The organism is Pseudoxanthomonas japonensis, from assembly GCF_010093445.1.
GTDB classification, from domain to species: Bacteria; Pseudomonadota; Gammaproteobacteria; order Xanthomonadales; family Xanthomonadaceae; genus Pseudoxanthomonas_A; species Pseudoxanthomonas_A japonensis.
Genome location: NZ_PDWW01000022.1, coordinates 52,147 through 77,125 on the forward strand (window position 1 = coordinate 52,147; position 24,979 = coordinate 77,125).

The window sequence follows — 24,979 nt, forward strand, 5'->3', positions numbered from 1 at the left end:
ATGAACGCATGGCACCCGCTCGCGGCGTTCGCCGCACTTGCGTTCGCCGGGCAGGCGCAGGCCGCCAGCGTGCGCTGCCACATCATCTACGGTGGCGAGGAATTCACGGTCGATGCGGCGCCGACGGCCGATCCGTACCGCGCAACCGGCACGAAGGTCGGGCGCTACTTCGAATTCAAGCCGGTCTACGTGGACCGCACGGCGACCGGCCAGGCGATCAAGGTGTACGTGTACGGCATGACCACGGGCCAGCCGGTGCTCATCCATGCGGCGACGCACGCGCCGCCCTTCTCCGATCGCCGCGGGCGACCGGGCTTCACCGGTTTCCACGCCGTGTACGAGCCCACCAAGAGCAGCGAACTGCAGTACTGGTGCGAACACCTGCCCTGAGGCAGGCGCGACCGCTCAGGCCTCCAGCCCGATCGGGCAGCTCACGCCCGTGCCGCCGAGGCCGCAGTAGCCGTTCGGATTCTTCGCCAGGTACTGCTGGTGGTAATCCTCGGCGTAGTAGAACGGCGGTGCCGGATACACGACTTCGGTCGTGATGCCGCCGTAGCCCGCCGCCTTCAATTGCTGCTGATAGGCCTGCAGGCTCGCTTCCGCAGCCGCCTGCTGTTCCGGCGTGTGGCAATGGATGCCGGAGCGGTACTGGGTACCGACGTCGTTGCCCTGGCGCATGCCCTGCGTGGGATCGTGGCTTTCCCAGAACACCTGCAACAGGCGTTCGAACGACACCTGCGCGGGGTCGTACACGACGCGCACGACTTCGTTGTGGCCGGTCTGGCCGGAACAGACCTCTTCGTAGATTGCGTTCGGCGTGCCGCCGCCGGCATAGCCGACCGACGTGCTGTACACGCCGGGCACGTTCCAGAACTTGCGCTCGGCGCCCCAGAAGCAACCCAAGCCGAATTCGACCTGCTGCAGACCTTCGAACGCACCCTGCAGCGGATGTCCGTTGACGAAATGCACGTTGTGCAGCGGCAGCGGCGTGCTGCGACCGGGCAGCATGTCTTCCGCGCGCGGCATGCGCTGCTTGTAGGCTCCGATACCCAGCATGGCGAACCTCGTGGTCGTGGGCGACGGATCAGGCGGGCAGGATGCCCAGGCCTTCGTCGTCGCCTTCCAAGATGGGGCCGTCGTCGCGCGATTCCAGCCCCAGCGCCTTCACGACGTCCTGCGCCTCGGGGAACGCTGTGTCCGGCACGCAGACCCGCAGCACGCCGAACAGGGGCAGTTCGCCCATGCCGCCCAGCAGGGATTCGCCGAACACGAACGCGGGAATCTCCGCCTCCTCCAGCGCGTGCTTCACCAGGTGGGCGTCGAACAGGTTGTCGGCCAGGTAGACCACGCGCATGGGATTCGTCCTCCGCAACCAGCCTACAGCACGCCCGTCAGCGCGGCGACCGCAGCGCCTCGGTGGCGGCCACGGATTCGGTTTCCACGGCGGCGGCGGCCCGCCATTCCCGCATCGCCGGCAAGGCGAACAGCGCCTGCATGTAGCGGTGCGCCGTGTCGTCCACCGCCACGCCATAGCCGTCGAAGCGGATCGCCACCGGCGCATACATCGCGTCGACGATGCCGAACTCGCCGCACAGGAATTCCCCATGCTCGCCATGTGCCGCGCGCAACTGGCGCCACAGAGCCTGCACGCGGTCGATGTCGGCCTGCGCGGCCGCATCCCACCGGTAGGCATCCGGCGTGCGCCGGCTGTTCATCGGCAACTGCGTGCGCAGCGCGACGAAGCCCGCATGCATTTCCGCCGCGGCGGCGCGGGCCAGCGCGCGCACTGCGCGGTCCGCCGGCCAGCCGCGTCCGTCGAGCCAGCGCTCGTTGGCGTATTCGCAGATCGCCAGCGAATCCCAGACCCGGACATCGCCATCGTGCAGCGCCGGCACCTTGCCCGTGGGCGAATGACGGCGCACGTCGGCCGCGAACGCGGGCGTGTCCAGCAGCAGCCGGACTTCCTCGAACGCCACGCCGAAGTGCCGGAGCAGCAGCCACGGGCGCAACGACCAGGACGAGTAGTTCTTGTTGCCGATGACCAGGACCGGGAGGCTCATGCCGGGCTCCATGCGCGCGAAGGCCGTTCAGGATAGACCAGCGGGTCGCCGGGACCGGCTAAACTTGCGGCTTTCCACGTACCCGCGCCCTTCCGATGTCCGACGCTGCCGCCCCCTCCGCCCCCCTTGCTGACGATGCCGCCCCCGAGAAGCGGGACTTCATCCGCCAGATCGTGCGCGAGGACCTGGCCAGCGGCCGCCACACGGCGGTGAAGACCCGTTTCCCGCCCGAGCCCAACGGCTACCTGCACATCGGCCATGCCAAGGCGATCTGCCTGGACTTCGGCATTGCCGGCGAGTTCGGCGGCGTCTGCAACCTGCGCCTGGACGACACCAACCCGGCCAAGGAAGACCCCGAGTACGTCCGCGCGATCCAGGACGACGTGCGCTGGCTGGGCTTCGACTGGCACGACCTGCGCCACGCGTCGGACTACTTCGAGGTGCTGTACCTGGCCGGCGAGAAGCTGATCCGCCAGGGCGACGCCTTCGTCTGCGACCTGAGCGCGGAAGAAGTGCGCGAGTACCGCGGCACGCTGACCGAGCCCGGCCGCAACTCGCCGTATCGCGACCGCAGCGTCGAGGAGAACCTGGACCTGTTCCGCCGCATGCGCGCGGGCGAGTTCCCGGACGGCGCACGCACGCTGCGCGCCAAGATCGACATGGCCAGCGGCAACATCAACCTGCGCGATCCGGCGCTGTACCGCATCAAGCACGTCGAGCACCAGAACACCGGCAACGACTGGCCCATCTACCCGATGTACGACTACGCGCACTCGCTGAGCGACGCGGTGGAAGGCATCACCCACTCGCTGTGCACGCTGGAGTTTGAAGACCACCGCCCGCTGTACGACTGGTGCGTGGACAAGGTCGATCTGGCGAACTCGCCGGACCTGCTGGCGCCGCTGCTGGCCAAGGGCCTGCCGAAGGAAGCGAGCAAGCCGCGCCAGATCGAGTTCTCGCGCCTGAACTTCAACTACCTGGTGATGAGCAAGCGCAAGCTGCTGGCGATGGTCAACGACCAGCTCGTCGACGGCTGGGACGACCCGCGCATGCCGACCCTGCAAGGCATCCGCCGCCGCGGCTACACGCCGGCCGCGCTGCGCCTGATGGTGGACCGCGTGGGCATCAGCAAGCAGAACTCGCTGCTGGACATCGGCATCCTGGAAGGCGCACTGCGCGAGGACCTGGACGCCGCCGCGCCGCGCCGCATGGGCGTGATCGACCCGGTGAAGCTGGTGCTGGCCAACCTGCCGGACGGTCACGAGGAGACGCTGACGTTCTCCAACCACCCCAAGGACGAAACCTTCGGCCAGCGCAGCGTGCCGTTCTCGCGCGAGCTGTGGATCGAGCGCGAGGACTTCGAGGAAGTGCCGCCTAAGGGCTTCAAGCGCCTGACCCTGGGCGGCGAAGTCCGCCTGCGCGGCGCCGGCATCGTGCGTTGCGATGAAGTGATCAGGAACGCGACCGGCGAGATCGTCGAACTGCGCGGCTGGCTGGACCCCGAATCGCGCCCCGGCATGGCCGGCGCCGAGCGCAAGATCAAGGGCACCATCCACTGGGTCAGCGCGCAGCATGCGGTGGCCGCGGAGATCCGCCTGTACGACCGCCTGTTCACCGTGCCGAATCCCGACGACGAGTCGGAAGGCAAGACCTACCGCGACTACATGAACCCGGAATCGCGCCGTACCGTCACCGGTTACGTGGAGCCGGCGGCGGCCAGCGCGGCGCCCGAGCAGTCGTTCCAGTTCGAACGCACCGGCTATTTCGTGGCCGACCGCTACGACCACACCGCTGAACGACCTGTGTTCAACCGTAGCGTCACCCTGCGCGACACCTGGGCGACCAAGGCCTGAGGCCGGCGCCTTTCACCGCTTCTTGAGGGCAGGAAAGGCAGGCTGCGCGCACCACCACCGAGGAAGGAGTCCGCCATGACCCGCATCGCGCTGCGCCTGTTGCCTGCCCTGCTGTCCTGCCTGTTCCTGTTCTCGCTGTCGGGGTGCGCGGCACCCGCGTCCTCCGATGGCGCGACGACGGAGCCACCGGCCACCGTGACGCCGGCACCCAAGCCGACCGGCGGAAACCAGCCAGCGCGCGAGGCCGGCGCGATTACCGTGGACTACGCCTGCACGACCAGCGCCGACTGCGCGGTGAAGAACGTCGGCAACTGCTGCGGCGCGATGCCGGCCTGCGTCAACAAGAACAGCCCCACCGATCCGCAGGGCGTGCAGGCGCAGTGCGCCGCCAGCGGTCGCATGGGTATCTGCGGCTTCGCCGACGTGAGCGCCTGCCAGTGCGTCAGCGGCCGCTGCGAATCCGATTCCTCCGTTGCGAAGTTGCCTGCCCAGTAATGCTCTACCAACAGATCCACCTGACCCTGCCCGCCTGGACCCATGACCTGGTCGATCCGGCGACGACCTACGCCAGCGACGAAGACAAGGTCGCGCTGGCCATCGACCTGTCGCGCCGCAACGTGGACGCCAACAGCGGCGGACCGTTCGGTGCGGTCGTGTTCGGCCCCGACCACCGCGTGATCGCGCTCGGCGTGAACCGCGTGATGCCGCACACCTGCTCGCTGGCGCATGCGGAAACCATGGCCTACATGCTGGCGCAGCAGCGCCTGCAGACGCCGCGCCTCAACGACGTGCTGGCGCCGGTCGTGCTGGCGACGTCGTCGCAGCCTTGCTGCCAGTGCTACGGCGCCACCATCTGGGCCGGCATCGACCGCCTGCTGATCGGCGCGCGCGCCGAGGACGTGATGGAACTGACCGAGTTCGACGAAGGCCCGCTGCCGGCCAACTGGATCGGCGAGCTCAACCGGCGCGGCATCGAGGTCGTGCGCGACCTGTGCCGCGACGATGCGCGCGCCGTGCTGAAGCGCTACGGCGAACAGGGCGGCGACACGTACTGAGCAGCGCACGGAGAAGCCCTCCCCCGGCTTCTCCTGTACCCTGTCTGTGCGGCAGGAGCCGCAGCCATCCGCTTCACGCGACCGCGCCATGTCATCGACGACCGGCCTGCTGGCTTATTGCCGCCAGGGATTCGAACCCGAACTTGCCGCCGAACTGACCGAGCGCGCTGCGCTGGCCGGATTCGCCGGTTATGCCCGCGCGCAGCGCAACGATGGCCATGTCGTGTTCGTATGCGAGCAGGCCGAGGCGCTGGACCGTGCGCTGCCGTGGCGCGACCTGATCTTCGCCCGGCAGAAGCTGCGCCTGCTCGCCGAACTGCGCGGCATCGATCCGAAGGACCGCATCACGCCGATCCTCGCCGCACTGTCCGGTGCCGGGCGCTACGGCGACCTGTGGGTCGAGCATCCGGATTCCGACAGCGCCAAGCCGCTTGCCGGGCTGGCGCGCAGCTTCGGCAACGCGCTGCGTCCTGCGCTGCGCAAGGCGGGTTTTTTGACCGAGAAGGACGATGCGCGTCTTCCGCGCCTGCACGTGGTGTTCGTGCAGGGCGACCATCTGTTCCTCTGCGTCGCCCACACCCGTGACAGCGCGCCTTGGGCGCTCGGCATCCCCCGCCTGAAGCTGCTGCCGGATGCGCCGTCGCGCTCGGCGCTGAAGCTGGAAGAAGCCTTCCTGTCGCTGCTCGACGACGCCCAGCGCGAGGCGCTGCTGAAGCCGGGCATGACCGCCGCCGATCTCGGCGCAGCACCGGGTGGATGGACCTGGGTGCTGACCCGCCACCACCTGCGCGTGACCAGCGTCGACAACGGTCCGCTGCGCGAGCACGTGCTGGCGACCGGGCTGGTCGAGCACCTGCGGGCCGACGGTTTCCACTGGAAGCCCACGCAATCGCTGGACTGGATGGTCTGCGACATGGTCGAACAACCGCGTCGCGTCGCCGAGCGCATGGCGCAGTGGTTCCGCGAGGGCTGGTGCCGGCATGCGGTGTTCAACCTCAAGCTGCCGATGAAGAAGCGCTGGGACGAGACGAAGCTGTGTCTCGAGCTGTTCGAGGAGCAGGCCGGCCGACCGCTCGAGGTGCGCGCGCGCCAGCTCTACCACGACCGCGAAGAGATCACGGTGTTCGCCACGCCCGGCTGACACGTTGCCGGCATTACCCACGCCACCCGAGGGGAAACGGATGACGTCGTACCGCTTCATGCAGGCCACCTTCCTTCTGTTCGCCGTGGCACTGGCCGGCTGCACGCATGCGACTCCTGCAGCGAGTACGGAGGCCGACGCCCTGTACGTCCCACGCGACGTCATCGGCGACGGCGTCTTCAGTGCCGGCATCGAGGGTCCGGCGTTCGGACCCGATGGCGCGCTCTACGCGGTCAGCTTCGGACGCGACGGCACCATCGGCCGGGTGACGTTCGACGCGGACGGCAAGGCCAAGGCGACCCTGTTCACGACGTTGCCGGTGGGCAGCACCGGCAACGGCATCCGCTTCGGCGCCGACGGCTCCATGTACATCGCCGATTACAGCGGCCACCATGTGCTGCGCATCGCACCGGGCGAACGCGACGCGACCGTGTTCGCGCACATGCCGCAGGCGAACCAGCCCAACGACATCGCGATCTCGCCCGACGGCACGCTGTACGCCAGCGACCCCAGCTGGGCGGACAACACCGGCCAGCTGTGGCGCATCGACCGCAGCGGCACGCCGCACTTGCTGGAAAGCGGCATGGGTACGACCAACGGCGTGGACGTCAGCCCCGACGGGAAACGGCTCTACCTCAACGAGAGCGTGCAGCGGAAGGTCTGGGTGTACGACATCCGCGCCGATGGCAGCATCAGGAACAAGCGCCTGTTGATCGCCTTCGACGACCACGGCCTGGACGGCATGCGGACCGACGTGAAGGGCAACCTGTACATCGCGCGCTACGGCGCCGGCGTGGTCGCGGTCGTATCGCCCGACGGCAGGCTGCTACGCGAAGTGAACCTCAAGGGGCAGAAACCGACCAACGTCGCGTTCGGCGGACCGGATGGCCGCACGGTCTTCGTCACCCTGCAGGACCGGGGCGCGATCGAGGCGTTCCGCGCGGAATACCCTGGCCGCGAAGCCGGCCTGTGACGCGGTGCCGTCGACGTCTCAGGTGCTGACACCCTAGCGTGGCAAGATGCCTGCCTGATACGGAGACCGACGATGCTGCCCATCGAACTCAAGGACCCTGCCGCGTTCGGCACCGAGTTCCTGCGACTGACCCTGCTGCAGGGGTTCCAGTCGCTGACCAAGCGCGACCTGGAACTGCTGATCTTCGTGCTGCTGGAACGCGACGGCGCCATCGGCCGCGACGAGTCCAACTTCACCGTGGCCGGCAAGCTGCGGGTGACGCCGGCCAAGATCAAGGCGCTGCGGCGCGACGGCTATGCCCGCTGGCGCGCGCTGGTGCCGGAAGAGCGCGACGCCGCCCTGCAACGCATCGTCGCCAGTGCGCTGACCGAGGCCAACCTGAAGTCCGGCGCGAAGCATGTCAGCGAGCGCAGCCGCAAAGACGGCTTCCTCGCCATCCGCGTGGAGCACCCGGACGACCACCAGCAGTTCGAGCAGGCCATCCTCGATGTCGGCGCGTTGCCGGTCTACGAGCGCAACCGTGAGGTCGTGGCAGTGCGCTTCGACACGCTGCTGGCGATCGCCGAGCGCTGGGGTTACCTGCAACCCGATCCTGCCGCGGTGACCGAGGCACTGAAGCGGCTGACACCCACCGCCGAGGAAGTCGCCGACCTGCTGAAGAAGGACGTCACCAAGCTGCGCTGGCAGGACGCGCGCAACGCGCTCAACAGCCTGGGTGCCAAAGCGGTGGCCAGCACCGCCGAGGGCGGATTGAAGGGGCTGCTGAAGATCGTGTTCCCGTTCATTCCTAGCTGACGGAAACGCGGGCCAGCGAAGGATCCTTCGTACAACGCGACGCTTGCCTGTCGTTCCCGCGGCTTTCGCCAGACGCACCTCGGGTCAGGCGACAACCGAGTGACTGTGCTCGCGCAGCCGAACCACGCGGCTTTTTTCCGTCGTTCCCGCGAAGGTGGTACCAAGTGACGTTGCTTTCCACGGACTGACGTCACTGGGTCCCCGCCTGCGCGGGGACGACGGTAACGTGCAGACCTGCCTGCACCAACCCGTCTCAGCCGATCTCCACGCGCGCTCCCCCATCACGCGCAGACGCGAAGATCGCATCCAGCACCCGCATGTCGCGCCAGCCTTCCTCGCCGGGAACGCGTGGCGGACGGTGCTCCAGGATGGCCAGCGCATCGGCATCCATCTGCCGCGCCTGCTGTGCAGGCGTCGCGCCGATCGCCACGTCGAAACGGCGTCCGTCGCTGGCCTCGCCACGCACGCCCTCGTAGGCCTGGAACGGCGACAGTTCGTACCAGCCCTCCGCGCACTCCGCACGCAGCCGGTTCATGTTCTCGCCGAAACTGGTGGCGCAGTCCGCCGTGACGCCATCGGGGAACTCGAGACGGAACCGCATCGTCTCGTCGACACCCCGGAAGATCTCCGGGCGCTGTATCGACGACGTCGCCGTCACGGCGATGGGTTCCGTACCTGCGGTGTAGCGGGCCGCATTCAGCGCGTACACGCCCATGTCGTACATCGCACCACCGCCACGTGCGGGATCCAGCCGCCAGTTGTCGCCGCTGGCGCCGTCGAATCCGTGGAAGCCGGCCTCGGCGCGGATGCGCTGCAGCGGCCCGAACGGCCGGGACGTCGCCAGCGCCATCACCGCCTGCGTGTTCGGTTCGTGCTGCATGCGGTAGCCGATCGCCAGTTGCACGCGATGGTGCCGGCAGGCATCGATCATCGCGCGCGCTTCCGTCGCGTCCAACGCCATCGGCTTCTCGCACCATACGTGCTTGCCCGCTGCCGCCGCACGCAGGGTGAACGGCTTGTGCAGATGGTTGGGCAGCACGATGTAGACGACGTCGATGTCGGGGTTGTCGGCGATGCGGTCGAAGCCGGCATAGTCGTAGACGTTGCGGTCGGGAATCGCATGGCGCCGCTGCCATTCCTCTACCTTGGCGGGCGTGCCGGTGACGATGCCGGCCAGCCGGCAGTGCTTCGTCATCTGCAGCGCGGGCGCAAGCAGGTCGCGGCTGTAGTAGCCGAGGCCGACCAGTGCGACGCCGAGCGGACGCCTGGTCCCGGCGCGGACGAAAGGAACCGTGCCGGCCAGGCCGGCAGCGCCGAGCGCACCGAGGACGCGGCGGCGCGATGGATCGGGAAGGACGGGCGCGGCGCTCATCATGGACACCTCGGACGGGGGGGGAACCGTGAGGCTACCGCATGCCGCTCGCGCATGCGTCAGCGGGCGCGCTGTCCCGCGGCGTGCCGCCAGAAGAAATCCACCAGCGGCGGCAGCTTGCCGGCCAGGCCCAGCAGCGGACCGCGCAGCAGGGTCAGGTGCATCTCGTCGGTGGAGAACAGCCGGTTGATGCCGTCGAAGGCGTAGGCGGCGGTCGCGTTCTCGCTGCGGCGCTGGCGTGCCCAGCGCTCGATGCGATGCGGCGCGGCCCAGTCGGCACGCCGGCCCTGCGCGGCACGGATGCCGTCGCGCAGCGCGGCGACATCGCGCAGACCGAGATTGACGCCCTGCCCCGCCAGCGGATGCACGACATGCGCGGCATCGCCGGCGACGATGACGCGGCCGGCGACGTAGTCCTTCGCCAGCTGCCGCTTCAGCGGGAAGGCCGCGCGGGGCGAGGCCGCGTCCACCTGGCCGAGTGTGCCGCCCATGGCCAGCGTCAGTTCCCGGCCGAATGCGGCATCGTCCAGCGCCAGCACGCGCTGCGCTTCGTCATCCGGCAAGGTCCAGACGATGGAGCTGAGCCCGTCCGCGAACGGCAGGAAGGCCAGGGGTCCCGTCGGCAGGAAACGCTGCCACGCGGTGTCTTCATGCGGCATGCCGGTACGGACGAACGCCACCACGCCACGCTGCGCGTACTCGTGCGCAGCGACGTCAAGGCCAGCGAGGCGGCGCAAAGTGGAATCGGCGCCATCCGCCGCCACCGCCAATCGCGCATCGATGCGCGTACCGTCGTCCAGCCGCAGCGTCACGCCGGCCTCGTCCTGTTCCATCGCCTCCACGCGCGCCGGGCAGCGCACCTGCACGCCGGCCGCCGGCAACGCGGCCCATAGCCGGTCGACCAGCAGCGCGTTCTCGACGATCCAGCCCAGCTGCGTGCGGCCCAGCGTATCGGCATCGAACCGCAGTTCGCCGCCGCCGCCGGCATCCCAGACCCGCATGCGCCGATAGGGCTGCGCGCGCGCATCGCGCACGGCGTTCCACACGCCAGCCTCGTCGAGCAGCGCCGCATTGTCGGGCGCGAACGCGTAGACGCGCAGATCCGGCTGCGCAGGCGACCAGCGTGGCGGCTCGCGGCCTTCCACCAGCACCACCTCGAGTCCTTCGCGCGCCAGCCCCAGGGCGCAGGCAGCCCCCACCACGCCGCCGCCGACGACGGCGACATCGATCTGTCCACGCCGCTTCATGCGGCCTCCCCGCGGCACAACGCCGGTACATCGCCACGGAAGCCCATCGCACCGCCGACCAGGAACGACTGCAGCGAGGGCTGCGCATCCACGGCCGCCAGGCCCAGGCTCCGCAGCGGCTTCAACAGCGGCGACGGATTGGCGGTCAGGCGCGCCAGGCCGTCGGAGAACGCCAGCGTGCGTCCGCGATCCTCGCTACGGCGCGCGGCATAGGCCGCGAGGCTGTCCGCATCACCAGGATCGTCGCGACGGGCGATCTCCTCGGCCAGCGTCAGCGCATCGCGCAGGCCGAGGTTGAAGCCCTGCGCGCCGACCGGATGGATCGTCTGTGCGGCATTGCCGAGCACGACCGCGCGCTCGGCGACCAGCCGCTGTGCGACCACGCGGACGATCGGGTACACGCTGCGTTCGCCGCTGCCGATCAGGCGGCCGATGCGCCAGCCGATGGCGTGCTGCAGACGTGCCAGCCAGGCCGCGTCGTCCAACGCGGCGACCGCATCTGCGTCTTCCCGCGCGACCCCGTGCACGACGCCCCAGTGGCGGTCGCCACGTGGCAGCAGGGCGGTCGGTCCGGTATCGCAGAAACGTTCGTACGCGGTGCCGTCCGGTGCCTGCGTGGCACGCACGCGGGCGACGAACATCGTCTGGCCGTAGTCGTGTTCGTCCACCCCGATGCCGAGCGCCTCGCGCACGGCGCTGCGGGTACCGTCGGCGGCCACGACAAGGCGGGCCTGCAGCGTGCGCTCGCCATCGCCATCGGCGATCCGCAGCGCACGATGCCCTGCTTCGTCCTGCGCGAAGCCGACGAAGCGTGCCGGCCGATACCGGGTCAGTTGCGACAACCTATCCAGCCGCGCCTCCAGCGCCTCGCCGAAGTCCCGCGCCACCACCACCTGACCGAACGCGTCGCGACCATAGTCGCCGGCATCGAGTTTCACCCGCCCGAAGTCGCCCTGGCGACTGATGTGGATGCGCCGGATCGGCCCGGTGGGCGTGCGCAGCCGCTGCATCACGCCGAGCGACGTCAGCGCGTTGACCGTCGCCGCGGCGAAGCTGAGGTTGCGCTGGTCGAACACGGCGGGCATCTGGCCCGTCGGCGTGGCCTCGACCAGTCCCACATCAAGCCCTTGCCGGTCCAGGGCGATGGCCAGGCTGGCACCGACCAGCCCCCCGCCCACGATCACCACGTCATGCCGTTCTGTCATGCCGCCATGATAGCGCCCCGCCTCCGGCGCCCCGTCCGTGGGCATGCGATGCACGGGCTCCGGTAGAATGCGGGGCTGAGTCTCCGGAACCGTGCCGATGAACACCACTGTCCAACGCGTCCTCGTGCTGACGCTGATCGCCGCCCTGCTGGTGCTGACGCGCCTGCACCTGCCCACCACGTTCGGCCACATCGGCCCGTTGCCCGATGCCAGCTGGGCCGCGTTCTTCATCGGCGGCTACTACCTGCGCGGCTGGTCGCGCTGGGCGTTCCCGCTGTTCATGGCCGCCGCCGTCGCCGTGGACTACGTCGTGATCAGCGGCCAGGGCATCAACTTCTGGACGCATTACTGCGTCTCGCCGGCGTACTGGTTCCTGCTGCCGGCCTACGGCGCCATGTGGGCCGGTGGCGCCCTGCTGCGCCGCCATCAGACCGCGAACCACGGCCGCACGCTGGCGCTGCTGGTCGGCAGCCTGCTGGTGTCGGTCACCGTCTGCCACCTGTTGAGCCAGGGCAGCTTCTACTGGCTGAGCCCGGTGGTCAGCGAGCCGACGCTGGCCGGCTGGTGGAAGAACTTCAGCGACTGGTACGTGCCCTACCTGCGCGTGGCCGCGATCTACGTTGGCCTGGCCGTCATCGTGCACGTGGTGGTCGAGCAGGTCGTGCGCCTGGCCAAGCCGCACGGCCGCACGGCCGACTGATCGGACCGAACCGGCAAGCCGATGGGCAACCGTCTCTCGAAGATCTACACCCGCACCGGCGACGACGGCAGCACGGGGTTGGGCGATGGCACGCGCGTGGGCAAGGACTCCGCGCGCGTCACTGCCTATGGCACGGTGGACGAAGCCAATTCGGCCATCGGCGTGCTGCTGGCGGTCCCCAGCGTGCCGGACGACATACGCGCGCTGCTGACCACGGTGCAGCACCAGCTGTTCGACCTGGGCGGTGAGCTGTGCATCCCGGGCCATGCCGCGATCACCGGCGACGATGTGGATGCGCTGGAGCGGCAGCTGGACCATTACAACGACGACCTGCCGCCGCTGAAGGACTTCATCCTGCCGGCCGGCGGCGAAGCGGCGTCGCGCTGCCACCTGGCCCGCACCATCGTGCGCCGCGCCGAGCGCGAGACCGTCACCCTGGCCCGCCACGATGCGGTGCGGCCGGAAGCGATCCGCTACCTCAACCGCCTCTCCGACCTGTTGTTCGTGCTGGCCCGCGTGCTGGCCCGTGCCGACGGTCAGGGCGAGGTGCTGTGGAAGCACGAGCGCCGGCACTCCTGAGGCCGTGCGTATCCCTCCAAGGTCGGATGCCGGCCCGGCCGGTGCGGCGCATAGAATGGAGCCGGACATCCAACGGGAGAGGCGGTTCCCGCCCTGACGGGGCAACGCCGGCACCTTGATCATCTACACGCACCCCGCCTGCCTGCTGCACGACCCCGGTCCTGAGCACCCGGAGCGTCCGGCGCGGCTGGAAGTCGTGCTCGAGGCCCTGCGCGCGCACCACGCCGACGCCGACTGGCGCGAAGCGCCCATCGTGAAGCTGGGCGATCTGCGCCGCGTGCACGACGACGCCTTGGTGCACGACGTACTGGAAGCCGACATCGCCGGCTACCGCATGCTCGATCCGGACACGGTGATCTGCCCGGCCTCCCGCGCAGCGGCGCTGCGGGCCGCCGGCGCCGGCGTGGCCGCGGTGGACGCGGTGATGAACGGCGACGACCGGACGGTGTTCTGCGCCGTTCGCCCGCCGGGCCACCATGCGACCGGCACGGCGGCGATGGGGTTCTGCCTGTTCAACAACATCGCCGTGGCCGCAGCATATGCCTGCGACAAGCACGGGCTGGAGCGGGTGGCGGTGATCGATTTCGACGTCCACCACGGCAACGGCACCCAGGCCATCTTCTACAACGACCCGCGCGTGGCCTACTTCAGCACCCACGAATCCGGCATCTACCCGCACAGCGGCGCCCCGTACGAGCGCGGCGCGGGCAACATCTTCAATGCCCTGCTGCCGCCGGGCAGCGGCGGCTTCCGCTTCCAGAACACCTGGGCCGACGAACTGCTGCCGGCCCTGGACGACTTCAAGCCCCAGTTGGTGCTCATTTCGGCCGGGTTCGACGCCCACATGCGCGACCCGCTGGCGGACCTGATGCTGGAGACCGAAGATTTCGGCTGGATCACCCGGCAGCTGCGCGACGTGGCGCGACGCCACGCCGGCGGCCGGGTCGTTTCCATGCTCGAAGGCGGGTACGACCTGGAGGCCCTGCGCGACTCCGCGAAGGTGCACGTGGACGAACTCCGCTGACCCGCAAGGACCTCGGGTCGGTCGCTGAACCCTGCCCGACATCGCCCGGAAGCCTTCATTGCCCGCATGCATGGGATGGGGCAAGCTAACGGCCGTTTTTCGTCCGACAGCGAGCCCAGCACCGCGTGCGCACCGCCCTCCGCCTGCTCCCGTTGCCCTTCAGCATCGCCCTGTGCCTGCCGGCACTCGCCGACGATGAGAAGCCTGAAAGCTGGGCGCTCTGCCCGATCCAGGACGTCATCCCGGCCTTCGGTGGCGCCCCGCAACCCGTGGCATCCGGCACCCCGCAGGCGACCCGCGAGCAGCGCGCCGAACAGTCGACCTCCATCGAGGGCGACAGCCTGGGCGGCACGGAGTCCAACCTCGAGTACCAGGGCAACGTGGCCCTGAGCCGCGGCGACCAGTTCCTGGGCGCCGACAACCTGAAGTACGACCAGGAAAAGGACACCTACGTCGCCGATGGCCACATCCGCTACCAGGACACCGGCATCCGCCTGGTGGCCGACACGGCGCGTGGCAACCAGGAAACCGATACCCACCAGATCGACAACGTCCGCTACCAGCTGGTGTCGCGCCGCGGCAACGGCGGCGCAGACCGCATCGACATGAAGGGGCCGGAAGGCAGCCTGCTGCACTCGACCTATTCGACCTGCGACCCCGAGGACCGGCGCTGGGACCTGCGCGCCCGGCGCATCGACATCAATACCGACGACGGCTGGGGCGTGGCGCGCGGCGCGACGATCCGGCTGGGCAAGGTGCCGGTGCTGTACGTGCCGTACCTGAAATTCCCCATCGACGACCAGCGCCACACCGGCCTGCTGTATCCGGCTATCGGCCTGTCGGGTCGCAACGGCTTCGACTGGAAGCAGCCCATCTACCTGAACCTGGCGCCGAACTACGACGCCACGCTCGAGCCCCGCTACATGAGCGAGCGCGGCTTCCAGTTGGGCGCCGAGTTCCGCTACCTGTACAAGAAGGGCCGCGGCGAGATCCAGGGCACCTGGATGAACAAGGACGACCTGGTCCGCGACCGCATGGGCGAGTCGACCTACGACCCGCTGAATCCGAACAATCCCGATCCGGACGACGGACGCGGCTTCTTCTCGTATGTCGGTTCCCACCGGTTCAACCGGAACTGGCAGGCGCGCGCGAACCTGACCTGGCTCAGCGACGCCCGGTACCGCGAGGACTTCGGCAATTCGCTATATGGCCAATCATCGTCATCAGTGACCAGTACCGTGGGCATCTACGGCTCCGGCGAGTACTGGACCGCCGGCCTGATGGCCGACCACTGGCAGCTGGCGGACTACCTCAGCAGCGAGCGTTCGCTTCCCTACAATCGCCTGCCACGCCTCTATCTCAACTGGAATCAGCCACTGAGCCGATGGATGACGGTGGGCGGGCATGTGGAGGCCGCGAAGTTCCAGCACGATGAGAAAGATGGCGGAAGCCGCCTAGATCTCAAGCCGACCGTTTCGTTCCCCATCCAGGGCGCAGCCTGGTACATCACGCCTACGCTCGCCTACCGCCACACCGAGTACCGGCTCGAGGCCGACCTGGCCCAGACCATCGCCACGAATCGCGCTCGCGCGGCCTACGGCATCCCGTCCAACCAGCCCGTCAGTGCCGCACAGATCGCCGAGTTCTACGACCGCTCGCCCAGCCGCAGTCTGCCGATCGGCTCGCTGGATGCGGGCGTCTATTTCGACCGCGAGACCGAGATCAAGGGCGACCGCTTCCTGCATACGCTGGAACCGCGCCTGTTCTACCTCAACGCGCCGTATCGCGAGCAGGACGGATTGCCGATCTTCGACTCGCGCCCGTTCAATTTCAGCTACGGCCAGCTGTTCCGCGACAACCGCTACACTGGGCCGGACCGCCAGACCGATGCCAACCAGCTGACCCTGGCGCTCACGACGCGCCTGCTGCGACAGAAGGACGGCTTCGAGCGATTGTCGGCCAGCATCGGCCAGATCCGCTACTTCGATGATGTCCGGGTGACGGCGCCCAACGAAGTTCCGCTGGAAAAGGGCAAGTCGGCCTGGGTGGTCGACGCGAACTACGCCCCGACCGACCGCTGGACCATCGGCGCGTCCTACCAGTGGGATCCGAAGTTCCGCCGCGAGGATCTCGCCAGCGTGCGCGCACGCTACCTGCTCCCGGAAGACGGCGTGGTCAACCTCAGCTACCGTCGCCGCCGCGATGTGCTGGAACAGGCCGACTTCTCGTTCCTGTATCCGGTGACGCCGGCCTGGAGCGTGGTCGGCCGCTACTACCATTCGTTCTACCGCAATGAAGCGCGCGACATCGAGCCCGGCCTGCTGGAAGGCGTCGCCGGCGTGCAATGGGACAGCTGCTGTCTCGCCGTGCGCGCGCTGGTGCGCCGCTATGTGCGCAACCGCGAGGGCGAAATGAACACGGGCTTCCAGCTCGAGTTCGTCCTCAAGGGCCTGGGCTCGGCCGGCCAGGACACGGACCGGACCCTGCGCCGTGCTATCCTCGGTTACTACCGAGACGACCTCTATCTCGTCCCACCGAGCAATATCGCGCCGCGTCCGGACGACACCACCTACGCTCCGGATCCGATGCCATGACCAAGCCGTTTTCCCGCCTCCTGATCGCCGGCCTGCTGACCCTGTCGACGGTCGCCGCGCCCGTGACGGCGCAGACCCTGCAGCCGCTGGGCCGCATCGCCGCCGTCGTCAACGAAGATGTGGTGCTGCAGAGCGAGCTCGACCGCGCCGTGCAGAACGTGCTGACCCAGTACGCCAACCAGCCCGGCCAGCTGCCGCCGCGCGCGGTGCTGGAACGCCAGGTGCTCGAGCGCCTGGTGCTGGTCAAGCTGCAGGTCGCACGTGCCGCGGAAACCGGCGTACGCGTCAACGACGCCGATCTCAACAACGCGGTCAAGGCCGTGGCCCAGCAGAACGGCACCACCCCGGACGGCCTGCGCCAGCGGCTGGAAGCCGACGGCATGTCGTTTCCGGAGTTCCGCAACTCGCTGCGCGACGAAATCACCATCCAGCGCCTCAAGCAGAGCTTCGCGCAGACCCGTGTGAACGTCAGCGAGGGCGAGGTTGACGCCGCCCTGGCCGCGCAGGCGGCCAGTGGCACGCAGTACCGCCTGGCCCACATCCTGGTCGCGCTGCCCGATGGCGCAAATGCCGAGCAGATCAGCACAGGCCAGGGTAAGGTCGAGGGTGTCAAGGCATTGGTGGACAAGGGCGAGCTGGACTTCTCCGCCGCAGCCGTGCGCTATTCCGATAGCCCCAACGCACTGGAAGGTGGCGACCTCGGCTGGCGCAGCGTCGATGAAATTCCCACCGTCTTCGTCGAGCTCTTGAAGGGCATGACACCAGGCCAGGTAGTTGGCCCCCTCCGCGGACCGAGCGGGTTCCAGTTGTTGAAGCTCGTGGAAGTACGCGACGCCGCGCAGGCCGAGAAGCGTTCGGTCGAGGAATACAACGCGCGCCACATCCTGGTGCGCATCACCGACACCCAGGATGCGGCAGCCGCGAAGGCGAAGATCGACACCCTGCGCGCCCGCATCGCCGGCGGCGCCGATTTCGTCGCCGTGGCCAAGGAATCCACCGAGGACGCGAACAGCCGCGACGACGGCGGCGACCTGGGCTGGTTCCCGGCCGATGCCTTCGGTCCCGCATTCGGCAAGGAAGTCACCGGCCTGCAGGATGGCCAGGTAAGCGCACCGTTCCGCACCGATGCCGGCTGGCACATCGTCCAGCGCGTGGGCAGCCGCCAGACCGACGTGACCGACCAGAACCGTCGTGCCCAGGTGCGCGACACCATCGGCCGCCGCAAGGCGGAAGACGAATACAACCGCTACCTGCAGGAGCTGCGTGGCGAAGCCTACGTCAGCTTCCGCACCGGCGACCGCGCCGAGACCACGCCGGGCGGCTGACATGACGCCCCGGCTGGCGCTGGTCCCGGGCGAGCCTGGCGGCATCGGACCGGAGCTCTGCGTGCGGTTGGCGCAGCAGCGCCGCCAGGACTGCACCCTGCTCGCCTTCGGCGACGCCGCCACGCTCGGCGCCGCCGCCGACGCACTTGGCCTTCCACTCCGCTTGCTCGTTGAACACGAGGTCGCCTCGCAGCCAGGCGATCTGCGCCTTCGGCCCGTCCCCAATGCGGCACTCAACGCCTTCGGCAAGACCGACCCGCGCAACGCACGCGCGGTCATCGATGCACTGACACTGGCGGCCGACGCTTGCCTGCGCGGCGAACTCGATGGCCTGGTCACCGGCCCGGTGCACAAGGCCGCGATCAATGCCGGCGGCATCGCCTACAGCGGTACCACCGAGCTGCTCGCCGACCATGCCGGCCGGCCGGTAGTGATGATGCTGGCGAACGACATCGTGCGCGTCGCGCTGGCGACCACTCACCTGCCACTGCGCGACGTGCCTGACGCGATCACCCATGCAGCGCTGGCGCAGGTGCTGCGCATCACCCACGCCGCGCTGCGCCGCGACTTCGGCATCGCCGATCCCGTCATCGCCGTGCTCGGCCTCAATCCGCATGCGGGCGAAGCCGGGCTTCTGGGGCGCGAGGAGATCGAGGTCATCGAACCGCTGCTGCACGCGCTGCGCGCCGACGGCATGCGCCTGGAAGGACCGCTGCCCGCCGATACCGCCTTCCTGCCGCAGAAGCTGTGCGGTTTCGATGCGGTGGTCGCGATGTACCACGACCAGGGCCTGCCGGTGCTGAAGTACAGCGGCTTCGAGCAGGCCGTGAACCTGACCCTGGGCCTGCCCTATCCGCGCGTGGCGGTCGACCACGGCACGGCGCTCGACCTGGCCGGCAAGGGCGTCGCGGACCCGTCCAGCCTCTTCGCCGCCGTCGCCACCTGCGCGCGCATGGCAGCCCAGCGCACGGGCTGACCGCCGCTCGCCGGCGGAAGATGCGACCTTCCCGCATAATTCCCGCATGTCGCATTTCAAGGCTCCCCCCAAGAAGTCCCTCGGCCAGCACTTCCTGACCGACCGCAGCTACATCGACAAGATCGTGATGGCGGTGAACCCGCAGCCCGGCGACCGGCTCGTGGAGATCGGGCCGGGCCAGGGTGCGATCACCTTTCCGCTGCTGCGGAAGCACGGCGAACTGACGGCGATCGAATTCGACCGCGACCTGATCACGCCGCTGATGGAGGCCTCGGAAGGCGTCGGCCGTCTGACCATCGTCCACAAGAACGTGCTGGACGTGGACTTCGGCAAGCTCGCCGGCGACGGGAAGATCCGGCTCGTCGGCAACCTGCCCTACAACCTGTCCTCGCCGATCCTGTTCCATGCCATCGAACACGCCGCATCGATCCACGACATGGTCTTCATGCTGCAGAAGGAGGTGGTGGACCGCATGGCTGCCGAGCCTGGCAGCAAGGTCTACGGCCGGCTCAGCGTGATGCTGCAGGCCTACTGCCGCGTCGACTCGCTGTTCGTCGTGCCGCCAGGCGCGTTTCGCCCCCCGCCGAAAGTGGACTCCGCCGTTGCGCGCCTGGTGCCGCGCGACGCGTCGGCCATCGGCATCGCCCACCATCGCCGCTTCGAAGAGGTCGTGCGGGCCGCCTTCGGCCAGCGTCGCAAGACCCTGCGCAATGCGCTGGGTGGCACCTGCTCAACCGAGCAGATCGAAGCCGCCGGGCTGCGCCCCGATGCGCGCGCCGAACAGATCGAGGTCGAGGGCTTCGTCCGCCTCGCCAACCTGCCTGCGGAAGGCTGATCGCGCTGCATCACCGCCTTGTTTCCGCTTTTACACGCCATTGCATACACTTCCCGCATGGATTCCCCCGACTACGCCATCGACGTCGATGTCGCCACGCGCTTCCTGGACGACCAGTCCACGCCCGAGGACGGGCGTTACGTGTTCGCGTACACCATCCATATCCGCAATCGTGGCCGCGTGCCTGCGCAGCTGCTGCGCCGCCACTGGGTCATCACGGATGCGAACGGCAAGGTGGAAACGGTCGAGGGCGAAGGCGTGGTCGGCGAGCAGCCTTGGCTGAGGCCGGGCGAGGATTTCCGCTACACCTCCGGCGCCATCCTCGAGACCTCACTGGGGACCATGCAGGGAAGCTACGACATGCTGGCCGACGACGGCACCCGTTTCGACGCTCCCATCGCGCAGTTCACCCTGTCCGTCCCGCGGACGCTGCACTGAGTCCGCCGCGATGACGGTCTGGGCCATCGGCGACCTGCAGGGCTGCTACGACGCCACGCAGCGGCTGCTCGAGAAGATCCGCTTCGATCCCGCGCAGGACCGCCTGTGGTTCTGCGGCGACCTGGTCAACCGCGGCGGGCAGTCGCTGGAGACGCTGCGGCTGGTGCATTCGCTGCGCGACCACAGCACGACGGTGCTCGGCAACCATGACCTGTCGCTGCTCGCCATCGGCGAACGCTCGCCGGATGAGCAACGCAAGGTCAATCCCGACCTGCAGCGTGTGGTGCTGGCGGACGACGCCCGCGTGCTGCTGGACTGGCTGCGCATGCAGAAGCTGGTGCACGTGGACCGCGAGCTCGGCTGGATGATGGTGCATGCCGGCCTTGCGCCGAAGTGGACCACGGCGTTGGCCGAAAAGCATGCGCGTGAGGTGGAGCAGCAGCTGCACGGCAATGCCTACCGCAAGCTGTTCCGCAACATGTACGGCGACAAGCCGAACTGGGCGCCGCACCTGTCCGGTTACGATCGCGCACGCGCCATCATCAACGTGCTCACGCGGATGCGTTATTGCACGCCACGCGGACGAATGGCGATCGAGGAAAAGGGCGCACCTGGCCGGCAGGCGCAGGGCCTGTATCCGTGGTACGAAGTCCCGGGCCGCGCCGAGCGCGACCTCAAGATCGTCTGCGGCCACTGGTCCACGTTGGGCCTGATGATCGGCCACGGTGTCCACGCGATCGATACCGGCGCGGTGTGGGGCGGCAAGCTCACGGCGTTGCAACTGGATACCGACGACATCCGGCTGGTGCAGGTGCCCGGCCGCGACGTGCCACCTCCGCCCAAGGGCGAACTGCCGAAGGACTGAACATGCGGCGGGCGCGGCTGTCGACGCTGTGCCTGATGCTGCTGGTAGTCGCGGCCTGCCGTGACGAAACGCCGGTCGCTGCCGCGCCGGATGCGCCTCCCACCATCTCGCCCCCGCTGGTCGCCGCGGCACGTGCGCAGGTCGGCGTGGTGCGCCTGTATGACCCGACCTACTTCAGCCTGTCGTACCCCGGCGGCGATGTGCCGTCCGATCGCGGCGTCTGTACGGATGTGGTCATACGCGCGTTGCGCACACAGGGACTCGACCTGCAGCAGGCGATCCACGACGACATGCGGGCGCACTTCGACCGGTACCCGCAGCAATGGGGCCTGAGCCGGCCCGACCGCAACATCGACCATCGCCGCGTGCCCAACCAGATGCGTTGGTTCGAACGCAACGGATGGCATCGGAGCATCGGCTCTTCAGCGGACGATTTCTCGCCCGGCGACATCGTAGCGTGGAAACTCACCGGCAGCGGCCTGCTGCATATCGGCATCGTCTCGGATCGCCGCAGCCACGACGGGACGCCACTGATCCTGCACAACATCAACGCCGGCACGCAGGAAGACGACCTCCTGTTCCGCCACGCCATCATCGGCCATTACCGGCAGCCTGCGGACGTCGACCAAGGCGCATTGCCGTAGCGCGAGCCGCTCGACGCCGCGCATCCCCAGATGCGGAAAGTGCGGGAGTTCATATCGTCATTCCGGCGAAAGCCGGAATCCATTGTGCCTCCGCTCGCACTGATTCGACTGCAAGCAACGTGGATTCCGACCTTGTCAGGCTTGCCGTTGAGGGCTGCCGGAATGACACGCCCACTTTCGTCTGCGCATCGCGCGCTGTCAGAGACGCCTGTACTCGACAAAGTCAAAGCGCAGCGCATGCTTCGCATCTACCGGATGCACTTCGCGCGAGACTTCGCGCCAGTCCACGGGATCGAACGCCGGAAAGAACGCATGCGCGTCGTCCACCACGGTATCGACTTCGGTCAGGTGCAGCACATCGGCGCGGTCCAGCGTCAACGCATACACCTCGCCGCCGCCTATCACGCAGAGTTCGTCGCTTCCCTGCTCCGTCGCGATCCGGATCGCTTGCTCGACCGAAGCCACGCCCTGCATGCCCTCGAAAGGCACGCGACCGCTGCGGGTCAGCACCAGGTTCAACCGTCCGGGCAATGCGCGGCCAAGCGACTCGGCGGTCTTGCGCCCCATCAGCACCGGCTTGCCCAGCGTCAGCGCCTTGAAGCGCTTCAGATCGTCGGGCAGGCGCCATGGCAAGTCGTTGTCGCGGCCGATGGCGCGGTGGCGATCGAGCGCCGCGATCAGCGAGACGCGCACAGGACCTAGACCGCCACCGGCGCCTTGATCGCCGGATGCGGGTCGTAGCCGTGGATCTCGATGTCGTCGAAGGTGAAGCCGAACAGGTCGGTGACGTCGGGATTGAGGTGCAGCTTCGGCAGCGCGCGCGGTTCGCGCGACAACTGCTCGCGCGCCTGGTCGTAGTGATTCGAATACAGGTGCGCGTCCCCCAGCGTGTGCACGAAATCGCCCACGCCGAGACCCGTCGCCTGCGCCACCATGTGCGTCAGCAACGCGTAGCTGGCGATGTTGAACGGCACGCCCAAGAAGATGTCGCCGCTGCGCTGGTAGAGCTGGCAGCTGAGCTTGCCGTCGACCACGTAGAACTGGAACAGCGAATGGCAGGGCATCAGCGCCATCTTCGGCAGCTCGGCCACGTTCCAGGCGCTGATCACCAGCCGGCGCGAGTCCGGGTTGCGCTTGATCTCGTCCACCAGCCACTGCATCTGGTCGATGGTCTTTCCGTCGGCGCCTTCCCAGCTGCGCCACTGCTTGCCGTACACGGGTCCCAGTTCGCCATTCGCGTCGGCCCACTCGTCCCAGATGCTGACCTTGTTGTCCTTCAGGTAGGCGATGTTGGTCTCGCCCTTCAGGAACCACAGCAGCTCGTGAATGATCGAGCGCAGGTGCAGCTTCTTGGTGGTGACCAGCGGGAAGCCTTCGTTGAGGTCGAAGCGCATCTGCCAGCCGAACACGCTGCGCGTGCCGGTGCCGGTACGGTCGGACTTCTCGGCGCCCTGCTCCAGCACGTGGCGCAACAGGTCGAGGTACTGCTTCATACGGTCTTCTCCTTGCCGTCGTTGGGCACAGGCACCACGGGCTGCAGCGTCGGCGCGCGGCGCGACAGCCACAGCAGGTACAGGCCCAGCAGCACCAGCGGTACGCTGAGGATCTGGCCCTTGGTCAGCCAGCCGAATGCGACGTACATGCCCTCGTCCGGGACGCGCACGAACTCGACGATGAAACGGAACACGCCATACAACAGCGCGAACAGGCCGGAGACGAGATAACGCGGCCGGGGCTTGCGCGAGACCGCCCACAGCACGACGAACATCACCAACCCTTCGAGGAAGGCCTGGTAGAGCTGTGAAGGATGACGGGCGAACGGGTCCAGCGCCCCAGCGGCGTACTGCGCCTGCAGCTGTGCGGCATCCAACGAGCGGAGGGCAGGGTCGGTCGGAAAGATCACGCCCCAGTCGCTGTGCGTCTGCTTGCCCCACAGCTCCGCACCGATGAAATTGCCGAGGCGGCCGAAGCCCAGGCCCGGCGGCACCAGCGGCGCCACGAAATCCATCGTGTCGAAGAAATGCAGCCGGTGCTTGCGCGACCACCACAGCGCCGCGGCCATCACGCCGAGCAGGCCGCCATGGAAGCTCATGCCGCCTTCCCACACCTTGAAGATCGACAGCGGATTGTCGAGGAAGGTACCGAAGCCGTAGAACAGCACGTAGCCGATGCGACCACCCAGCACCACGCCGAGCATGGCGTAGAACAACAGGTCGGAGAACGCGTCCGCGTTGACGCCGGGCAGGCGTCCCTGCGACGCGCGCAGGCGGCCCAGCCACCAGGCCGTGATGAACGCAAGCAGATACATCAGGCCGTACCAGTGCAGCTTGACCGGTCCCAGCGAAAAGATGATCGGATCGATCTGGTGGAGGTAGATCATGCGCCTCGGCGTGGCCGGTGGGGATGGGCTATTTTGCCCCAGCCGGTCCGCGCGTGGATGACTGGCGCTCCCGTGGCGCCCGACTTGCCCGCCTGGGGGCCAGCGCAGCGGAGCAAGCTCCGCTCTACGGCATCGGTATCCATCCAGCCAATGCGGCACCTTCGTAGAGCCGAGCTTGCTCGGCTGGGCAGGCGTCCGGAGCCAAGGCAGCGGAGCAAGCTCCGCTCTACGGCGTCGATATCCATCCAGCCGATGCGGTTGCCTTCGTAGAGCCGAGCTTGCTCGGCTGGGCCCTCACCCGGAACCACCGGCTGTCGAGCGAGCTCCGCGTTACACGGCGCCGGTTTCAGTCCAGCAGGTGCGGCCGGTTGGGCAGTTCGTCCTCGTCCGGCTGCCCGTCGGATTGCGGCCAGTGCATCGCCAGCAGGTCCGATACCGCGCGGATGCCGTCGATGACGGCCTGTTCGGGATGCCCCGCGCGCATCTCCTGCTCGATCAGCCGGCAGACCGCCGCCCATTCCGCATCGCTCACGCGCCCTGCCAGGCCACGGTCGGCGACGATCTCGATACGGTGGTCGGCCAGCAACAGGTAGATCAGCACGCCGTTGTTGGCTTCGGTGTCCCAGGTGCGCAGGCGGACGAACACGTCCTGCGCCCGGTCGCGCGCTTCCATGCCGGCCACTACCGCGCCGGGTGGCAGGTTCGATTCCACCGCGAACATCACCTCGCCGCGATGCTGGCGCTCACCCGTCGCAATCGCCTCGGTGATCCGCTGCAGGCTGTCCTCGGGAAACAACCGGCGCGACGAAGGGGCGAACAGATGCCGTAGCAGGCGCATCACCAGCTCCCCGAGGCGCCACCGCCTCCGGACATGCCGCCACCACCGCCCCAGCCGCCTCCGCCGAAGCCGCCTCCACC

At 68.3% G+C, this 24,979-nt stretch carries 25 protein-coding genes and 2 pseudogenes; 17 read left to right on the top strand and 10 right to left on the bottom strand.

All coding sequences use genetic code 11. From position 1 onward, the window contains the following. The gene (locus tag CSC78_RS14380; RefSeq protein WP_162338548.1) at positions 1-390 is read left to right on the top strand and encodes a hypothetical protein; all 390 of its coding nucleotides are present in this window, start codon (positions 1-3) and stop codon (positions 388-390) included. 15 nt (positions 391-405) lie between these two features. On the opposite strand, the gene msrA is transcribed toward CSC78_RS14380, so the two are convergent. From msrA to CSC78_RS14395, 3 genes are read right to left on the bottom strand one after another with little or no spacing between them, the layout of a single operon-like run. Next, positions 406-1,056 carry a peptide-methionine (S)-S-oxide reductase MsrA gene (gene msrA / locus CSC78_RS14385; protein ID WP_162338549.1) on the bottom strand — a complete coding sequence of 217 codons (651 nt, stop codon included), beginning with the start codon at positions 1,054-1,056 and terminating at the stop codon, positions 406-408. A gap of 28 nt (positions 1,057-1,084) precedes the next feature. Next, positions 1,085-1,354, bottom strand: coding sequence for a putative signal transducing protein (locus CSC78_RS14390; RefSeq protein WP_162338550.1), 270 nt, complete (start codon positions 1,352-1,354; stop codon positions 1,085-1,087). 37 nt (positions 1,355-1,391) lie between these two features. Then, complete coding sequence (locus CSC78_RS14395) at positions 1,392-2,060, bottom strand: glutathione S-transferase family protein (RefSeq protein WP_162338551.1); 669 nt, start codon at positions 2,058-2,060, stop codon at positions 1,392-1,394. Between the two features lie 95 nt (positions 2,061-2,155). Here CSC78_RS14395 and CSC78_RS14400 point away from each other — a divergent pair, with 95 nt between their 5' ends. From CSC78_RS14400 to CSC78_RS14425, 6 genes are all read left to right on the top strand, one after another. Next, complete coding sequence (locus CSC78_RS14400) at positions 2,156-3,913, top strand: glutamine--tRNA ligase/YqeY domain fusion protein (RefSeq protein ID WP_162338552.1); 1,758 nt, start codon at positions 2,156-2,158, stop codon at positions 3,911-3,913. A gap of 75 nt (positions 3,914-3,988) precedes the next feature. Further along, on the top strand, positions 3,989-4,408 hold the full coding sequence (locus tag CSC78_RS14405) for a hypothetical protein (protein ID WP_162338553.1): 420 nt from the start codon (positions 3,989-3,991) through the stop codon (positions 4,406-4,408). Next, a complete protein-coding gene (locus CSC78_RS14410; protein WP_162338554.1) occupies positions 4,408-4,968 on the top strand; it encodes a nucleoside deaminase in 561 nt (186 codons plus the stop codon). Before CSC78_RS14405 ends, CSC78_RS14410 begins: the two co-directional genes overlap by 1 nt. A gap of 88 nt (positions 4,969-5,056) precedes the next feature. After that, a complete protein-coding gene (gene rlmM / locus CSC78_RS14415) occupies positions 5,057-6,109 on the top strand; it encodes a 23S rRNA (cytidine(2498)-2'-O)-methyltransferase RlmM (protein WP_162338555.1) in 1,053 nt (350 codons plus the stop codon). A 40-nt stretch (positions 6,110-6,149) separates the two neighbouring features. Then, the gene (locus tag CSC78_RS14420) at positions 6,150-7,082 is read left to right on the top strand and encodes an SMP-30/gluconolactonase/LRE family protein (protein WP_379608679.1); all 933 of its coding nucleotides are present in this window, start codon (positions 6,150-6,152) and stop codon (positions 7,080-7,082) included. A 72-nt stretch (positions 7,083-7,154) separates the two neighbouring features. Beyond that, positions 7,155-7,877, top strand: a complete 723-nt coding sequence (locus CSC78_RS14425) for a hypothetical protein (RefSeq protein ID WP_162338556.1) — start codon at positions 7,155-7,157, stop codon at positions 7,875-7,877. Positions 7,878-8,130: 253 nt separating this feature from the next. Here the strand turns inward: CSC78_RS14425 and CSC78_RS14430 are convergent, their stop codons facing one another. The 3 genes from CSC78_RS14430 to ubiH are packed head-to-tail and all read right to left on the bottom strand — an operon-like array spanning position 8,131 to position 11,701. Then, on the bottom strand, positions 8,131-9,249 hold the full coding sequence (locus CSC78_RS14430; RefSeq protein WP_162338557.1) for a Gfo/Idh/MocA family protein: 1,119 nt from the start codon (positions 9,247-9,249) through the stop codon (positions 8,131-8,133). A 59-nt stretch (positions 9,250-9,308) separates the two neighbouring features. Next, positions 9,309-10,496, bottom strand: a complete 1,188-nt coding sequence (locus CSC78_RS14435) for a UbiH/UbiF family hydroxylase (RefSeq protein WP_162338558.1) — start codon at positions 10,494-10,496, stop codon at positions 9,309-9,311. After that, positions 10,493-11,701 (bottom strand): 2-octaprenyl-6-methoxyphenyl hydroxylase, encoded by a 1,209-nt coding sequence (ubiH, locus tag CSC78_RS14440; RefSeq protein ID WP_162338559.1) that lies wholly within the window; start codon positions 11,699-11,701, stop codon positions 10,493-10,495. Before ubiH ends, CSC78_RS14435 begins: the two co-directional genes overlap by 4 nt. Before the next feature lie 97 nt (positions 11,702-11,798). Between ubiH and CSC78_RS14445 the strand changes: the two genes are divergently transcribed. The 10 genes and pseudogenes from CSC78_RS14445 to CSC78_RS14490 all read left to right on the top strand — a co-directional run bounded on the left by CSC78_RS14445 (position 11,799) and on the right by CSC78_RS14490 (position 21,681). Continuing rightward, positions 11,799-12,401, top strand: coding sequence for a hypothetical protein (locus CSC78_RS14445; RefSeq protein WP_162338560.1), 603 nt, complete (start codon positions 11,799-11,801; stop codon positions 12,399-12,401). Positions 12,402-12,422: 21 nt separating this feature from the next. After that, the gene (locus CSC78_RS14450) at positions 12,423-12,980 is read left to right on the top strand and encodes a cob(I)yrinic acid a,c-diamide adenosyltransferase (RefSeq protein ID WP_162338561.1); all 558 of its coding nucleotides are present in this window, start codon (positions 12,423-12,425) and stop codon (positions 12,978-12,980) included. 115 nt (positions 12,981-13,095) lie between these two features. Then, entirely contained in the window at positions 13,096-14,004 is a 909-nt protein-coding gene (locus CSC78_RS14455) for a histone deacetylase family protein (RefSeq protein ID WP_162338562.1), read from the top strand. A gap of 125 nt (positions 14,005-14,129) precedes the next feature. Next, positions 14,130-16,598, top strand: coding sequence for an LPS-assembly protein LptD (lptD, locus tag CSC78_RS14460; RefSeq protein WP_162338563.1), 2,469 nt, complete (start codon positions 14,130-14,132; stop codon positions 16,596-16,598). Next, positions 16,595-17,905, top strand: a pseudogene (locus tag CSC78_RS14465) (peptidylprolyl isomerase); the annotation flags it as partial. The gene lptD and the pseudogene CSC78_RS14465, both read left to right, overlap by 4 nt. Before the next feature lie 19 nt (positions 17,906-17,924). Then, positions 17,925-18,899: a 4-hydroxythreonine-4-phosphate dehydrogenase PdxA gene (gene pdxA / locus CSC78_RS14470; protein ID WP_162338565.1), complete on the top strand. Its 975-nt coding sequence runs from the start codon at positions 17,925-17,927 to the stop codon at positions 18,897-18,899. A gap of 46 nt (positions 18,900-18,945) precedes the next feature. Beyond that, on the top strand, positions 18,946-19,734 hold the full coding sequence (gene rsmA / locus CSC78_RS14475; protein ID WP_162338566.1) for a 16S rRNA (adenine(1518)-N(6)/adenine(1519)-N(6))-dimethyltransferase RsmA: 789 nt from the start codon (positions 18,946-18,948) through the stop codon (positions 19,732-19,734). Positions 19,735-19,791: 57 nt separating this feature from the next. Beyond that, on the top strand, positions 19,792-20,172 hold the full coding sequence (gene apaG, locus CSC78_RS14480) for a Co2+/Mg2+ efflux protein ApaG (RefSeq protein ID WP_162338567.1): 381 nt from the start codon (positions 19,792-19,794) through the stop codon (positions 20,170-20,172). A 10-nt stretch (positions 20,173-20,182) separates the two neighbouring features. Then, positions 20,183-21,028, top strand: a pseudogene (locus tag CSC78_RS14485) (symmetrical bis(5'-nucleosyl)-tetraphosphatase); the annotation flags it as partial. 11 nt (positions 21,029-21,039) lie between these two features. Further along, positions 21,040-21,681: a DUF1287 domain-containing protein gene (locus CSC78_RS14490; RefSeq protein WP_162338569.1), complete on the top strand. Its 642-nt coding sequence runs from the start codon at positions 21,040-21,042 to the stop codon at positions 21,679-21,681. A 198-nt stretch (positions 21,682-21,879) separates the two neighbouring features. On the opposite strand, the gene CSC78_RS14495 is transcribed toward CSC78_RS14490, so the two are convergent. From CSC78_RS14495 to CSC78_RS14510, 4 genes are all read right to left on the bottom strand, one after another. Then, complete coding sequence (locus tag CSC78_RS14495; RefSeq protein WP_162338570.1) at positions 21,880-22,374, bottom strand: dihydrofolate reductase; 495 nt, start codon at positions 22,372-22,374, stop codon at positions 21,880-21,882. Positions 22,375-22,379: 5 nt separating this feature from the next. Continuing rightward, a complete protein-coding gene (locus CSC78_RS14500) occupies positions 22,380-23,174 on the bottom strand; it encodes a thymidylate synthase (RefSeq protein ID WP_162338571.1) in 795 nt (264 codons plus the stop codon). Beyond that, positions 23,171-24,061: a prolipoprotein diacylglyceryl transferase gene (gene lgt / locus CSC78_RS14505; protein ID WP_162338572.1), complete on the bottom strand. Its 891-nt coding sequence runs from the start codon at positions 24,059-24,061 to the stop codon at positions 23,171-23,173. The genes CSC78_RS14500 and lgt overlap by 4 nt, the downstream gene beginning before the upstream one ends. Positions 24,062-24,407: 346 nt before the next feature. Further along, entirely contained in the window at positions 24,408-24,899 is a 492-nt protein-coding gene (locus CSC78_RS14510) for a TPM domain-containing protein (RefSeq protein WP_162338573.1), read from the bottom strand. Between the last annotated feature and the right edge of the window lie 80 nt (positions 24,900-24,979).

What these genes read in the sequence shown, in the direction of transcription:
- CSC78_RS14380 (WP_162338548.1), top strand. Translation starts at nt 1, where the DNA reads ATGAACGCATGGCACCCGCTCGCGGCGTTCGCCGCACTTGCGTTCGCC.
- msrA (WP_162338549.1), bottom strand. Translation starts at nt 1,056, where the DNA reads ATGCTGGGTATCGGAGCCTACAAGCAGCGCATGCCGCGCGCGGAAGAC.
- CSC78_RS14390 (WP_162338550.1), bottom strand. Translation starts at nt 1,354, where the DNA reads ATGCGCGTGGTCTACCTGGCCGACAACCTGTTCGACGCCCACCTGGTG.
- CSC78_RS14395 (WP_162338551.1), bottom strand. Translation starts at nt 2,060, where the DNA reads ATGAGCCTCCCGGTCCTGGTCATCGGCAACAAGAACTACTCGTCCTGG.
- CSC78_RS14400 (WP_162338552.1), top strand. Translation starts at nt 2,156, where the DNA reads ATGTCCGACGCTGCCGCCCCCTCCGCCCCCCTTGCTGACGATGCCGCC.
- CSC78_RS14405 (WP_162338553.1), top strand. Translation starts at nt 3,989, where the DNA reads ATGACCCGCATCGCGCTGCGCCTGTTGCCTGCCCTGCTGTCCTGCCTG.
- CSC78_RS14410 (WP_162338554.1), top strand. Translation starts at nt 4,408, where the DNA reads ATGCTCTACCAACAGATCCACCTGACCCTGCCCGCCTGGACCCATGAC.
- rlmM (WP_162338555.1), top strand. Translation starts at nt 5,057, where the DNA reads ATGTCATCGACGACCGGCCTGCTGGCTTATTGCCGCCAGGGATTCGAA.
- CSC78_RS14420 (WP_379608679.1), top strand. Translation starts at nt 6,150, where the DNA reads ATGACGTCGTACCGCTTCATGCAGGCCACCTTCCTTCTGTTCGCCGTG.
- CSC78_RS14425 (WP_162338556.1), top strand. Translation starts at nt 7,155, where the DNA reads ATGCTGCCCATCGAACTCAAGGACCCTGCCGCGTTCGGCACCGAGTTC.
- CSC78_RS14430 (WP_162338557.1), bottom strand. Translation starts at nt 9,249, where the DNA reads ATGAGCGCCGCGCCCGTCCTTCCCGATCCATCGCGCCGCCGCGTCCTC.
- CSC78_RS14435 (WP_162338558.1), bottom strand. Translation starts at nt 10,496, where the DNA reads ATGAAGCGGCGTGGACAGATCGATGTCGCCGTCGTCGGCGGCGGCGTG.
- ubiH (WP_162338559.1), bottom strand. Translation starts at nt 11,701, where the DNA reads ATGACAGAACGGCATGACGTGGTGATCGTGGGCGGGGGGCTGGTCGGT.
- CSC78_RS14445 (WP_162338560.1), top strand. Translation starts at nt 11,799, where the DNA reads ATGAACACCACTGTCCAACGCGTCCTCGTGCTGACGCTGATCGCCGCC.
- CSC78_RS14450 (WP_162338561.1), top strand. Translation starts at nt 12,423, where the DNA reads ATGGGCAACCGTCTCTCGAAGATCTACACCCGCACCGGCGACGACGGC.
- pdxA (WP_162338565.1), top strand. Translation starts at nt 17,925, where the DNA reads ATGACGCCCCGGCTGGCGCTGGTCCCGGGCGAGCCTGGCGGCATCGGA.
- rsmA (WP_162338566.1), top strand. Translation starts at nt 18,946, where the DNA reads ATGTCGCATTTCAAGGCTCCCCCCAAGAAGTCCCTCGGCCAGCACTTC.
- apaG (WP_162338567.1), top strand. Translation starts at nt 19,792, where the DNA reads ATGGATTCCCCCGACTACGCCATCGACGTCGATGTCGCCACGCGCTTC.
- CSC78_RS14490 (WP_162338569.1), top strand. Translation starts at nt 21,040, where the DNA reads ATGCGGCGGGCGCGGCTGTCGACGCTGTGCCTGATGCTGCTGGTAGTC.
- CSC78_RS14500 (WP_162338571.1), bottom strand. Translation starts at nt 23,174, where the DNA reads ATGAAGCAGTACCTCGACCTGTTGCGCCACGTGCTGGAGCAGGGCGCC.
- lgt (WP_162338572.1), bottom strand. Translation starts at nt 24,061, where the DNA reads ATGATCTACCTCCACCAGATCGATCCGATCATCTTTTCGCTGGGACCG.
- CSC78_RS14510 (WP_162338573.1), bottom strand. Translation starts at nt 24,899, where the DNA reads ATGCGCCTGCTACGGCATCTGTTCGCCCCTTCGTCGCGCCGGTTGTTT.